Below are 13,922 nucleotides of genomic sequence, written 5' to 3' on the forward strand. Positions count from 1 at the left end.
AAACCTATAAAATCGCAATAGAATTAAATTTCAAAACCTTAGAAATTTAATTTATTATTATTTTAAATCTAAGACTTATAAATATCTTTTTAATTTTAAAAATATTTCGTTTATAATCTCTAAAATATCATATGTACTCAATTCTTCTTTAGTTTTATTTAGCAAAACATAATCCTTGTTAAAAGTTTCCCAAAAAATTATATCTTTTTCACTAAATAAACCTATGCTTGATTTTTCCAAATTTGAAGCAAGATGAATCACCCCTGTACTAGGAGATATAACACATTTTGTTCTTTTGATAAGCTCGCAAATATTTAAAATATTGTCATCGTTTTTAAAAATATAAATTTTTTGTGGTTTTTGTTTAAAAAACATATTAAATTCTTGTATAAAATCTTTATGCACAGTCTCATAACTTGGTATAATTATGCAAACATCACTAAATTTAGAAACAATTTCTTGACAAAGCCTTAAATAATCTACCAATTTTAAAGTATAAAAAGCTGAAATAGAAAAAGGGTTAAGAAGTATTAAATTTTTATCTTTTATATTATTTTGATCTAAAAAATTATTTATGATATTTTTATTATAAATATTTGTTTTAATTTTTATATCAAAATTTAAATTTTTAATTTCTTTATCAAATAATTTAGGATTTATTTTTCTTGCATAATAAAGCATTTTAAATTCATCGTTTCTATTTTTATAAAATCTTTTAATAAAAGAAACAAAGACACATTTGCATTTTAAAGAAAAAATAGAAATAGGACGATTTCTAGTAATCACTTTTTTAGCATTAGTATTTATCAAAAATTTAAGTACAAAAGTTTTAGCATGAAAAGAAATAATAAAATCTAAATTATACTTATTAATTTTCTCTTTTATGATAGGATTTTCACTAGAAGTTAATGAAGGAATTTCTTCAAATTTATCAATAAAATCAAAACAAGATATTAAATCTTTTAAATTACTTTTTCCAAAAAAAACTATTTCTGCCCTATAAATATGTTTTATTGCATATAAAGCTTTTAAAGAAATTAAACTATCTCCTATGCCATAAGGACAAAAAAATCCTATTACCCCCCCCCGTTGTTAGTTTATTTTTCATTTTAACTCCTTAATTATTAAAATATAATTTCTTATGAGTTTTAATCATAAGAAATTTAAGAATTCTTTTTTTATATTTTTTTTGGAGATTATATCAAAAAATTTATTTTTGTATTTGAATTTCAAACGATAAGAATGTAAAAGCAAACGCTTTGCTCCACAAAATTCTATCCTTTCTTTTTCTTCCATTTTTTTATCTAAAATTCTTTCAATTTGCTCTTTATTTAAGCCATATAAAGGATCTCCTAAAATTTTATGTTTCACATGAAACAAATGAAGTCTTATTTGATGCTGTCTTCCCGTAAAAGGCTTACAAAGCAAAAGTGTGGCATTAAATTCTGGATAAAATTCTAAAATTTCAAATTCAGTGAAAGAATTTTTTCCTTTTTCACAAATACACATTCTTGTTTTTATATCGTCATAATCTTTAACTAAATCCATTCTTACATTTACACTAAAATTCTCATTTATCTTTCCTTGGACTAAAGCCAAATATTCTTTTTGAATTTCTTTTTTTTCAAACATAGTTTTAAAATCAATTTGAGAATTTTTATGTTTTGCTACAAGTATAAGTCCGCTTGTTTCTTTATCAAGCCTGTGAGCCACACAAGCCTCTTTTCCCCAAATATGCCAAATTTCATCACAAAGACTATATTCACAATTTCTTCCATTGGGATGAGATAATACTCCACTTGGCTTTTCAATCACAGAAAAATCTTCATTTTCAAAGACAATTTCAACTCCTTTTGGATTGTTTTCATAAACAATCAATTCTATAATGCCTTTTAAAATTTGATTTTTTTGTGTAACTAAATTTCCATCACAAAAAAGTCTTTTTTTATCTATAAGTTTTTGAGCCTCATTTATAGAAATTTTTAAGTTTTCCATAAGGACTTGAAACGCCTTTTTTCCATTATTTGATAGCTTAATTTTCGTATAAGGCAACTTTAACCTTTTTGTAAATTTTTTGAGATAGAATTACATTTTCTCATTAAAAAAATTATAACCAAAAAAGGTTTAAAATGGTTCAAAGATATAGCAGGGAAATAATGGCTAAAAAATGGGACTTAAAAGCCAAATATGATGCTTGGCTTAAAGTAGAATTAGCCGCAGTTAAAGCTTGGAATAAGCTTGGAATTATAAATGATGCAGATTGTAAAAAAATTTTAGAAAATGCCAAATTTGACATCAATAGAATTGACGAAATTGAAAAGACTACCAAACACGATGTCATAGCTTTTCTTACAAATGTTAGTGAAAATTTAGGAGAAGAAGGTCGTTTTTTGCATTATGCAATGACAAGTTCTGATTGTATTGATACTGCTGTAGCCTTACAAATAAAAGAAAGTTTAGAATTAATTTTAGAAGATATAGAACAACTTTTAGATGTAATTAAAAAACGTGCCTTAGAACACAAAAATACCTTAATGGTAGGAAGAAGTCATGGAATTCATGGTGAACCTATCACTTTTGGTTTGGTAATGGCAATTTGGTATGATGAAATAAAAAATGCAAAAGAACTTTTACTTCATGCAAAAGAGGTAATTAGCTATGGAAAAATCAGTGGGGCCATGGGGAATTTTGCTCATGCTCCTTTAGAATTTGAAGAAGAAGTTTGTAAAATTTTAAATTTAAAACCAGCTCCTGTATCAAATCAAATCATTCAAAGAGATCGTTACGCACAAGTAATTTCTGCCATAGCTATATTAGCTTCAAGTTGCGAACAAATTGCTGTAGCAATTAGACATTTTCAAAGAACAGAAGTTTATGAAGCTGAAGAATATTTTTCACAAGGGCAAAAAGGAAGCTCAGCAATGCCACATAAAAGAAATCCTGTTTTAAGTGAAAATATAACAGGACTTTGTAGAATTTTAAGATCCTTTGTAACACCAGCTTTAGAAAATGTTGCTCTTTGGCATGAAAGAGATATAAGCCATTCAAGTGTAGAAAGATTTATCCTACCTGATGCTTTTATTACTGCTGATTTTATGCTAAATAGACTAAAAAATTTGATTGATAATCTTTTAGTCTACCCTAAAAATATGATGAAAAATTTAAATCTTACAGGTGGATTAGTTTTTTCAGGAAGAGTTCTTTTAGAGCTTCCACTTAAAGGTTTAAGTCGTGAAGAAGCTTATAAAATCGTTCAAAGAAATGCTATGAAAGTTTGGAATGATTTACAAGATGGAAAATCTGCCCTAAATGAAAAAAATGAAAGTTTATTTTTAATTGCTCTTTTAAATGATGAGGATTTAAGATCAAAACTTAAAGAAGAAGATGTTAGAAAATGTTTTGATTATTCTTATTACACAAAAAATATTGATGCAATTTTTGCAAGAACATTTAAATAATTCTAAAGGTTAATTATGAAAGTTATTAAAAGAAATGGACGTACTGAAGAATTAGATATTTCAAAAATCAAAAAATGCACTTCTGATGCTGTTAAAAATTTAGAGGGAGTAAATCTAAGCGAATTAGAGCTTGATGCAAAAATTCAATTTAGAGATGGAATAACCACAGAAGAGATACAAAAAACTTTAATTAAAACAGCAGTGGATAAGATAGATATTGATTGTCCTAATTGGACTTTTGTTGCGGCTAGACTTTTTTTATTTGATCTTTACAAAAAAGTAAATGGTATGAACCGTTACAATCATCTAAGAGAATATCTTGAAAAAGGAGAAAAAGAAGGAAGAATCCTACTAGGCCTTAAAGAAAAATATGATCTTGATGATCTAAACGCTTATATAAAACCTGAAAGGGATATGCAATTTACCTATCTTGGTATTAAAACTTTATACGATAGATATTTGATAAAAGATAGCAAAGGTATGCCTATAGAACTACCTCAACAAATGTTTATGGCTATTGCAATGTTTTTGGCTCAAAATGAGTTTAATCCTACAGAATGGGCAAAAAAATTCTATGACCTCATCTCTAAATTTGAAGTAATGTTAGCCACTCCAACACTATCTAATGCTAGAACTACACGCCATCAATTAAGCTCTTGTTATATAGGAAGCACACCTGATAATATAGAAGGTATTTTTGATAGCTATCAAGAAATGGCTTTGCTTTCTAAATTCGGAGGTGGTATAGGCTGGGATTGGTCTAAAGTTCGTGCTATGGGTGGAAGCATTGATGGTCATAAAAATGCAGCAGGAGGTATTATACCTTTTTTAAAGATTACTAACGATATAGCAGTTGCAGTTGATCAACTAGGAACTAGAAAAGGTGCTATTGCTGTTTATATAGAACCTTGGCATATGGATATAAGCGATTTTATTGATTTACGTAAAAATTCAGGAGAAGAAAGAAGAAGAGCTCACGAACTCTTTCCTGCATTGTGGATTAATGATCTTTTTATGAAAAGAGTTAGAGCTAATGATAAATGGACCCTCTTTGATCCTGCTGATACTGCTGATTTGTGTGATTTATATGGAGAAGAATTTGAAAAAAGATATGAAGAATATGAAAAAGATGAAAACATTGTCAAAGAAATCATAGAAGCAAAAGAACTTTGGAAAAAAATATTACTTAATTATTTTGAAACTGGTATGCCCTTTTTATGTTTTAAAGATAATGCTAACAAAGCTAATCCAAATGCTCATTCAGGCATTATTAGAAGTTCAAATTTATGCACAGAAATCTTTCAAAACACTGAACCAAACTATTATCAAATCAAGGTTGTCTTTGAAAATGGCGAAGAAAAATACTTCCATGAAGAAGAAATAATCACTGTTAATGGAAACTATCAAAAACCAGCTAAAAAAATAAGCACTTTAGATAGCATAGACGGCAATAAAGTTTATATAGTTGAAAAATTTAAAAATGATGGAAAAACAGCAGTTTGCAATCTAGCAAGTATAAATTTAAGTAAAGTTTATACTCAAGAAGATATAAAACGAGTTGTTCCAACTGCTATAAGAATGCTTGATAATGTGATCGATCTTAATTTTTATCCACATAGAAAAGTAAAAGATACGAATTTAAAATCTCGTGCTATAGGACTTGGCGTAATGGGAGAAGCTCAAATGCTTGCAGAAGCCAAAATTTATTGGGGAAGTGATGAACATTTTAACAAAATCGATGAAATAATGGAACAAATTAGCTATGAAGCAATAAATACAAGTTCAAATTTAGCTATAGAAAAAGGAACTTATTCAGAATTTGAAGGATCAAACTGGAGTAAAGGAATTTTTCCAATAGATCTAGCAAGCCCTAAAGCCAAAGCCTTAACACTAAAAGAAGGATTATTTGATCAAAGCGTATGTGATTGGGATAAATTAAGAGAAAAAGTTAAAAAAGATGGTATGCGAAATGGGTATTTAATGGCTATTGCACCCACCTCCTCAATTTCTATTTTAGTAGGAACAACACAAACTATAGAACCTGTGTATAAGAGAAAATGGTTTGAACAAAATTTAAGCGGAATGATACCTGTAGTTGTTCCAAATTTAAATTTAGAAACTTGGCAATACTATACTCCTGCTTATGAACTTGATCAAAAAATTCTAGTTAAGGCTGCTGCTATACGTGGAAAATGGATAGATCAAGGACAAAGTCTTAATATATTCTTATCACTTGATAAGGCAAGCGGTGGATATCTTAACGAAATTTATCAACTAGCATGGGAACTAGGAATTAAATCAACCTATTATCTAAGAAGCGAAAGCCCTGATAGCGAAAAAGTTAATGTTGCAGATAGAAGCATAGAATGCGAGGGTTGCCAATAATGGCAAAAAGCCATTATTGTTCTGATGGACAAGTTGTATTAAAATCTTGCATAGCATCGTTAATATCTTGTGTAGGATAATTACAACTTATTCTAATTTTTCCTTTAACATCCTCCATGTTTTGATCGGCAAAAGCACTAAATACAAAAATACTTGATAAAATTAAAAAAGAAACTAAAAATTTCATTTTGATACTCCTTTTTGTATGATGTTACTCAATTATAAAATTAATTTTTGTAATTTGTATAGTTTTAATTATTTAAACTTTTATAGTAGTTACTAAATGAAACATATTAGTATTTGATTTATTTGCCATTTATTCAAGAGTTAACATACATTTTAAAAAGATCTAAGCTTTTTTTTTGTATCTTTATTATTTTTAAAACTAATAAAGGATAAATAATGATAAAGCCTATACAATTAAATAATGAGATAAGAAATGTATAAAAATAACTCACTTACAGAACTAACTTTTAGAGGAATGCTTTTAGGGAGTATTTTAACCATTATTTTTACAGCTTCGAATGTTTATTTAGGTCTTAAAGTAGGACTTACTTTTTCATCCTCAATTCCTGCTGTAGTAATATCTATGGCAGTATTAAGCTTTTTTAGAAATTCAAATATTTTAGAAAATAATATGGTTCAAACCCAAGCTTCAGCAGCTGGAACTTTATCTTCTGTTATATTTGTCATACCAGGACTTTTTATGTGTGGTTATTGGACCGAATTTCCACTTTGGCAAACCTTTTTAATTTGTCTTTGCGGAGGAGGTTTAGGAGTTTTATTTACTATACCCCTAAGAAGAGCTATGGTAACCAAAAGTAAACTTGTATACCCTGAAGGAAGAGCAGCAGCTGAAATTTTAAAAGTAGTTAACCAAGATCAAAGCAATAAAAAAAGTAAAAATGGTATCAAAGAAATAATTTCTGGATCTTTCATTGCAGCTTTTATTAGTCTACTAAGTAGCGGTTTTAAAATATTAGCTACTGAAAGTAATTTTTCATTTATATGGAATAAAATGGCTTTTGGTTTTTCTACTGGTTATTCTTTAGCACTTTTAGGAGCTGGATATCTTGTAGGACTAGCAGGAGCTTTGGCACTTTTTTTAGGAATGTTTTTAGCTTGGGGAGTTTTTACTCCTTATCTTTCAAATTTAGATTTTGATAGTACTAAAAATGCAACAGAATTAGCTACAAGCGTTTGGTCAGCAAAAGTAAGACTTATAGGAACAGGTGCCATAGCAATAGCTGCACTTTGGACATTAATAGAGCTTTTAGACCCTGTTATAAAAGGATTGAAAGAAATCATTAAAAATACAAAAATTTCTGATAAACAAAATCTTGATCCTAAAGATACAGACCTTTCTTTAAAAAGTATTTTTCTTTTATTTATCCTTATGTCCATAGGACTTTTTATTGCTTTTTATAATTTTGTAACCGATGCAAATTTAAGTCTTTCAAATCACATTATTTTTGCTGTATCTGGAACTTTAATTGCAATTTTTATCGGTTTTTTTGTTGCAGCAGCTTGTGGATATATGGCAGGACTCGTAGGATCTTCATCTAGCCCTATTTCAGGAATTGGACTTATAGGTATAATTGTTTCTTCTTTAGTTATCCTATTTTTAGGATCGCAAGAGAAAATTTTTGCTGATGAATCCTTGTCTAAATTTGCTATTGCTTTAGCGATTTTTACAACTAGTGCAATTTTAGCAACAGCTGCTATATCAAATGATAATTTACAAGATTTAAAAACCGGTCATTTAGTTGGAGCTACTCCTTGGAAACAACAAGTTTCTTTACTTATAGGTTGTATATTTGGAGCTTTAGCTATAGTTCCTGTATTAAATTTATTATACCAAGCTTATGGATTTAAAGGTGCTATGCCAAGACCTGACATGGATATTTCAGCTGCTTTAGCTGCCCCTCAAGCTAATTTGATGAGCACAATAGCCCAAGGAATTTTTAATCACAATATAGCATGGAATTACATTATATTTGGAGCTTTAATTGGAATTGCTATTATAATTATTGATAAAATTTTAAAAAAATATCAAAAATCTTTACCTCCTTTAGCCGTAGGTATAGGTATTTATTTACCCCCAGAAGCAATTATACCTCTTATAGTAGGGGGGATTTTAAATTATTATGTAATGAAATATCTTAAAAAGAAATATGCACACAATTCTCATAAAGAAGAAAAAATTGCAAAATGTGAGCAAAAAGGTATTTTGTTTGCTTCAGGACTTATAGTTGGAGAAAGTATTTTTGGAGTTATCATAGCAGGCATTACCGTTTTTTCTGTAAGCAATCAAGGAAGCGAGAATCCTTTAGCTTTGAATTTAGGTTTTACAGATAATGGAATTTTAGCATCAATTGTTTTTATAGCTGTTATGTTGTATTTTGTAAAACGCATAGTAAAAAAAGACTAAGATGGAAAATTTTCACGCTTTAATACTTGGAGTTATAGAAGGTTTAACTGAATTTTTACCTATATCTTCAACAGGACATATGATTTTAGGGACAACTATTTTAGGAATAGAACAAAGTGAATTTTTAAGAAGTTTCTTAATTATAATTCAACTTGGTTCTATCCTTGCTGTTTTATTTGTATTTTGGAATAAACTTTTTCAAAATATTAAATTATGGTCTAAGCTTGCCATAGGATTTTTTCCTACTGGAGCTATTGGTTTTTTTCTTGCCAAACATTTAGATCTTTTATTTAATGGGTATGTAGTTGTAATAATGCTGATATTTGGAGGTATAGTATTTATTATTATAGAAAGATTACATAAAAATAAAAATTATCAAATTAATTCTTTAGATGAAATATCTTTCAAACAAGCCTTTTGCATTGGACTTTTTCAATCTTTAGCTATGATTCCTGGAACTTCAAGAAGTGGAGCAAGTATTATCGGAGGACTTTTATTAGGGTTTAATCGTAAAGTTGCAGCTGAATTTAGCTTTTTGCTTGCAATTCCTACTATGATCATAGCCACAGCTTATAGTATTTATAAAGAGCCTTATATTCTTAATACTAATGAAACTTTAATTCCTTTAGCTATAGGATTTATAACAGCATTTTTTGTTGCTATTTTTGTTATAAAAGTTTTTTTAAAATTTATTTCAAAATTTAGTTTTATTCCTTTTGGAATTTATAGAATTTTTTTAGGGCTTATATTTTTATATTTATATTATTTTGGAATTTTAGATGCTCAAAGCCATTTCTAATTTTTTAAAAATAAACTTAATTTTAAAAAATATTAAGCTTTATAAAGTTAAAATTAAGTTTTTAATCAAAACTTACAGAGTAAGTAAGCAAAGGTAGTAAATGGAAAAAGAAATCATCGCTTTTTTAAAACAGGATAAAATTATTGATACACAAAGTGCAGATTGCAAAGATTTACAAGCTATATATTTTGATAATTCTCATGAAAGTTTAGAAGTAATTCGTCATTCTTGTGCCCATTTAATGGCTCAAGCAATTAAAAATTTATATCCTGAAGCTAAATTTTTCGTAGGTCCTGTAATAGAAGATGGTTTTTATTATGATTTTCGTGTGGAAAATAAGATTAGCGAAGAAGATTTGATAAAAATAGAAGATAAAATGAAAGAACTAGCAAATTTAAAGCTAGATATTACAAAGTATGAAATTTCAAAAAACGAAGCTTTGACTAAATTTAAAGATGATGATCTTAAACAAGAGGTTTTATCAAAAATTCCAAATGAAGTTGTAAGTATTTATAAACAAGGTGAATTTGAAGATCTATGTCGTGGTCCTCACCTACCAAATACTAAATTTCTTAAATTCTTCAAACTGACAAGAATTGCAGGAGCTTACTTAGGTGGCGATGAAAAAAAAGAAATGCTAACACGCATTTATGGAACCGCTTTTGCAGACAAAGAAAGTTTAAAAGAATACTTGCATATTATAGAAGAGGCTAAAAAAAGAGATCATAGAAAATTAGGAAGTGAACTTAAACTTTTTACTTTTGATGATGAAATAGGCGGGGGATTGCCTATTTGGCTTAGCAATGGAGCAAGACTTAGAAGTAAATTAGAGCAAATGCTTTATAAAGCTCACCGTTTAAGGGGATATGAGCCTGTACGCGGCCCTGAACTTTTAAAAGCAGACGCTTGGAAAATTAGCGGACATTATGATAATTACAAAGAAAATATGTATTTTACTCAAATTGATGAACAAGAATATGGCATAAAACCTATGAATTGTGTAGGACATATTAAAGTTTATCAAAGTGAAGTTAGAAGCTATAGAGATTTACCTTTAAAATTTTTTGAATACGGCGTTGTGCATCGTCATGAAAAAAGTGGTGTTTTGCATGGATTATTAAGAGTTAGAGAATTCACTCAAGATGATGCTCATATTTTTTGTATGCCAAGTCAAATCAAAGAACAAGTACTTGAAATTTTAAATTTTGTTGATAAGTTAATGCAGCTCTTTAATTTTTCCTATGAAATGGAAATTTCAACTAAACCTGAAAAAGCTATCGGTGATGATGAAATTTGGGAAATTGCAACAAAAGCTTTAAAAGAAGCTTTAGATGAGCAAAATTTAAAATACAATATTGATGAAGGTGGTGGAGCATTTTATGGTCCAAAAATTGATATTAAAATCACTGATGCCCTAAAAAGAAAATGGCAATGCGGAACTATACAAGTAGATTTTAATCTACCTAATCGTTTTAAATTAGAATATACAAATCACGAAAATGAGAAAAAACAACCCGTAATGCTTCATCGTGCAATTTTAGGATCTTTTGAAAGATTTATAGGAATTTTAACCGAACATTGTGGGGGAGAATTCCCATTCTTTATTGCACCAACTGCAGTAGGCATAATACCAATTTCAGACAATCACAAAGCTTATGCTAAAGAAATTCATAAAATGCTTTTAGAATTAGGTATTGATAGTGAAATTTATGAAAAAAATGAAAGTTTAAGTAAAAAAATTCGCATCGCTGAAAAACAAAAATTACCAATGATTTTAGTTTTAGGAGATGATGAAGTCTCAAAAAGAAACGTTGCTCTAAGAGATAGAAGAGCAAAAGAGCAAAAAAATTTAAGCTTAAATGAATTTATTAATTTAATCAAGGAGAAGATAAGTGAGGTATATTTTTGAGTAAAGAAAAAGAAATATTGCTCAATGATGAAATAAGAGCAGATGAAATAAGATGTATAGGCGATGATGGAAAAGTTTATGGGATAATTAGTAGTGATGAAGCTTTAGAGATAGCAAATCGTTTAGGACTTGATCTTGTAATGATAGCTCCTGACGCAAATCCACCTGTTTGCAAAATAATGGATTTTGGAAAATTCCGTTATCAACAAGAAAAGAAACAAAAAGAGGCAAAGAAAAAACAAAAAATTATTGATATAAAAGAAATTAAACTTTCAGTAAAAATCGCTCAAAATGATATTAATTATAAAGTTAAACATGCTCTTGAGTTTTTATCGCAAGGAAAACACGTAAGATTTCGTGTATTTTTAAAAGGACGTGAGATGTCAAGTCCTGAAGCTGGTATTGCTCTGCTTGAAAAAATTTGGATTATGGTAGAAAATGTAGCCAATCGCGACAAAGAGCCAAATTTTGAAGGTCGTTATGTAAATATGCTTGTAACACCAAAGAAATCTTAATGGTTTTTTAAATGCCAAGAAAAAATTTAATAGAAAATAAAAATCAACATAAAGCAAAGAATTTACATTCAAAAAAAGATGATTTGAATATAGACCTAGCTATGCAAAAAACTAAAAAATATTTAGAAAAAAGATTTTCATCAAATGGATATGGGGGGGGGGTTGCAAATTTTATAGATGGTAAATATTATTTTGAAATAGAGAAAAAAATAGAAATTTCTTTTATGATTAATAATATTAAATCAACAAAAATTCGCGCTCAATTTGATATGAATTTTATAGATAATACTATAAAACCAGATGGTGGAGTATTATTTTTAAGAAAAAAAGATGATGAGAATTATAAAAAAGTTCTATTGATTACAGAAGCTAAAAGACAAGGAACCAATGATATTAGAAAAAAAGAAGGTAAAGACAAACAAGCTACTGGAAATGCTATAGAAAGACTAGGAAAAAATTTAACAGGTATTAAAGCCATGTTAAATCATGAAAAAATAACTCCTTTTGTATGTTTTGGCTGGGGATGTGATTTCGCAAGCAGTGAAAAATCCGTTTTAGCAAAATTAAATGTTTTAAATGAATTTTACTATCTAAATAAAACTTATATTTTTAAAGCAGATGGCAATAGCGATCATAATTATTTTTCTCCTGTTAGTATGTATTTTAGAGAAAACAAATGGGAAGTAAATGAAATGTTTGAAATTATGAAAGAAATTGCTGAAACATCTTTAAGGTATTATATCTTTTAATATGACTACTGAAAACCCTAACTTTTTAAAAGAACAAATCATTACTTATCTTGGCAATAAAAGATCGCTTTTAGGCTTTTTAGAACAAGGATTTAATTTTGCTAAAAAAGAATTAAAAAAAGATAAATTTAGCTTTTGTGATATTTTTAGCGGTTCAGGTATCGTTAGTCGTTTTGCAAAGGCACACTCAAATTTCATTATAGCTAATGATTTAGAAGATTATTCAAGAGTTATTAACAAATGCTATCTTAGCAATAAAAATAAAAATTTAAATGAACTTATAAAAAAATATCATAAAAATTTAACTCAAAATTTAGAACTTCAAAAAGGTTTTATTAGTAAACTTTATGCTCCAAAAGATGAAAATTTTATTCAAAAAGATGAGAGAGTTTTTTATACCATTAATAATGCAATGTATCTTGATACCTTGCGAGCAAAAATTGATAATGAAATTCCAGAAGAATTAAGACATTTTTTTATAGCACCTTTAATCTACGAAGCAAGTGTTCATTCTAATACAAGTGGAGTTTTTAAAGGTTTTTACAAAGGAAAAAATGGCATAGGAAAATTTGGAGGAGAAGCCGGTAATGCTCTTAAACGTATAAAAGGCGAAATAGAACTTAAAATGCCTATTTTTTCAAATTTTTTTTGTGAATTTAAAGTTATACAAAAAGATGCAAATATACTTGCAAAAGAACTTGATAATATAGATGTAATTTATCTTGATCCCCCTTATAATCAACATCCTTATAGTTCAAATTATTTTATGCTAAATTTAATTGCAAACTATAAAGAACCCAAAGAAATTTCAAATATAAGTGGAATTCCAAAAGATTGGAATCGTAGTATTTATAATAGTCAAAAAAATGCTGAAAATGCTTTATTTGACTTAATTTATAATTTAAAAGCTAAAATTATTTTATTATCTTATAATTGTGAAGGCTTTGTAAAAAAAGAAAATTTTTTAAAACGCTTACAAAATCTTGGAAAATGCTTTTTATTGGAACAAAAATACAATACCTTTAGAGCTAGTAGAAATCTTAAAAATCGATCTATTTATGTTCATGAACAACTTTATATTTTAGTTAAAAACTAATATTTCATTCTTAAATTTGCTCCATGTGTTAAAGCTACGGCAAGAGCATCTGTAATATCTAAAGGTTTAATATCTTTTGAAATTCCTAAAAGTCTTTTTACCATAAAAGCAACTTGTTCTTTTGTTGCTTTTGCTTTCCCTGTTATCGCTTTTTTAATTTGTAAAGGAGTATATTCTTTAAATTCACCATGAATTTGTAAGATTTTTAAACTCAAAGCTCCACGAAATTGGGCAAGTTTTAGAACTGTTTTTGGATTATAAGCAAAAAATATATCTTCTATAGCCACCTCATCAAATTGATGATTTTTAAAAATCAAATCTAATCCTTCGCAAAGCTCTGTAATTTGATATTGAAGCGTTGAAGGCTTAATCTTTATCAGTCCTGCTTCTATAAGAGTATTTTTATTTTTATTACTTTCTATAATAGCATATCCACAAAAACGAGTTCCTGGATCAATTCCTAAAATTTTCAAAATAAACCTTAAAAATGTGAAATTCTTTTATAAAGATGTGAATAATTTTAACCTTTTTTTATAAAATTAAAGATAAAATTCAAAAATTTTATACTAGATAGGGCTCA

At 28.0% G+C, this 13,922-nt stretch carries 12 protein-coding genes; 8 read left to right on the plus strand and 4 right to left on the minus strand.

Going from position 1 to position 13,922, the window contains the following annotated elements; translation table 11 throughout:
• Window positions 1-75: 75 nt before the first annotated feature.
• Entirely contained in the window at window positions 76-786 is a 711-nt protein-coding gene (locus CNZW441b_RS07565; RefSeq protein WP_131163211.1) for a glycosyltransferase family 9 protein, read from the minus strand.
• A 366-nt stretch (window positions 787-1,152) separates the two neighbouring features.
• Window positions 1,153-2,052 (minus strand): RluA family pseudouridine synthase, encoded by a 900-nt coding sequence (locus CNZW441b_RS07570; RefSeq protein ID WP_131163212.1) that lies wholly within the window; start codon window positions 2,050-2,052, stop codon window positions 1,153-1,155.
• A 77-nt stretch (window positions 2,053-2,129) separates the two neighbouring features.
• Between CNZW441b_RS07570 and purB the strand changes: the two genes are divergently transcribed.
• A complete protein-coding gene (gene purB, locus CNZW441b_RS07575) occupies window positions 2,130-3,458 on the plus strand; it encodes an adenylosuccinate lyase (RefSeq protein ID WP_131163213.1) in 1,329 nt (442 codons plus the stop codon).
• A 15-nt stretch (window positions 3,459-3,473) separates the two neighbouring features.
• The gene (locus CNZW441b_RS07580) at window positions 3,474-5,843 is read left to right on the plus strand and encodes a ribonucleoside-diphosphate reductase subunit alpha (RefSeq protein ID WP_131163214.1); all 2,370 of its coding nucleotides are present in this window, start codon (window positions 3,474-3,476) and stop codon (window positions 5,841-5,843) included.
• A 13-nt stretch (window positions 5,844-5,856) separates the two neighbouring features.
• Here CNZW441b_RS07580 and CNZW441b_RS07585 read toward each other — a convergent pair whose 3' ends face one another.
• Window positions 5,857-6,030, minus strand: a complete 174-nt coding sequence (locus CNZW441b_RS07585; RefSeq protein ID WP_166683053.1) for a hypothetical protein — start codon at window positions 6,028-6,030, stop codon at window positions 5,857-5,859.
• Window positions 6,031-6,282: 252 nt separating this feature from the next.
• Here CNZW441b_RS07585 and CNZW441b_RS07590 point away from each other — a divergent pair, with 252 nt between their 5' ends.
• The 6 genes from CNZW441b_RS07590 to CNZW441b_RS07615 all read left to right on the plus strand — a co-directional run bounded on the left by CNZW441b_RS07590 (window position 6,283) and on the right by CNZW441b_RS07615 (window position 13,342).
• Window positions 6,283-8,274, plus strand: a complete 1,992-nt coding sequence (locus CNZW441b_RS07590; RefSeq protein WP_131163215.1) for an OPT family oligopeptide transporter — start codon at window positions 6,283-6,285, stop codon at window positions 8,272-8,274.
• Window position 8,275: 1 nt separating this feature from the next.
• The gene (locus CNZW441b_RS07595; RefSeq protein ID WP_131163216.1) at window positions 8,276-9,073 is read left to right on the plus strand and encodes an undecaprenyl-diphosphate phosphatase; all 798 of its coding nucleotides are present in this window, start codon (window positions 8,276-8,278) and stop codon (window positions 9,071-9,073) included.
• A gap of 100 nt (window positions 9,074-9,173) precedes the next feature.
• A complete protein-coding gene (gene thrS, locus CNZW441b_RS07600) occupies window positions 9,174-10,982 on the plus strand; it encodes a threonine--tRNA ligase (protein WP_131165630.1) in 1,809 nt (602 codons plus the stop codon).
• Complete coding sequence (infC, locus tag CNZW441b_RS07605; protein ID WP_216681399.1) at window positions 10,979-11,497, plus strand: translation initiation factor IF-3; 519 nt, start codon at window positions 10,979-10,981, stop codon at window positions 11,495-11,497. The genes thrS and infC overlap by 4 nt, the downstream gene beginning before the upstream one ends.
• An 11-nt stretch (window positions 11,498-11,508) precedes the next feature.
• Complete coding sequence (locus tag CNZW441b_RS07610) at window positions 11,509-12,246, plus strand: EcoRI family type II restriction endonuclease (RefSeq protein ID WP_216681400.1); 738 nt, start codon at window positions 11,509-11,511, stop codon at window positions 12,244-12,246.
• 1 nt (window position 12,247) lies between these two features.
• Window positions 12,248-13,342 (plus strand): DNA adenine methylase, encoded by a 1,095-nt coding sequence (locus CNZW441b_RS07615; RefSeq protein ID WP_131163219.1) that lies wholly within the window; start codon window positions 12,248-12,250, stop codon window positions 13,340-13,342.
• On the opposite strand, the gene ruvC is transcribed toward CNZW441b_RS07615, so the two are convergent.
• Entirely contained in the window at window positions 13,339-13,815 is a 477-nt protein-coding gene (gene ruvC / locus CNZW441b_RS07620; protein WP_131163220.1) for a crossover junction endodeoxyribonuclease RuvC, read from the minus strand. The genes CNZW441b_RS07615 and ruvC overlap by 4 nt on opposite strands.
• Window positions 13,816-13,922 lie beyond the last annotated feature (107 nt).

The sequence above is a fragment of the Campylobacter novaezeelandiae genome (assembly GCF_018968685.1).
Classification (GTDB): Bacteria; Campylobacterota; Campylobacteria; order Campylobacterales; family Campylobacteraceae; genus Campylobacter_D; species Campylobacter_D novaezeelandiae.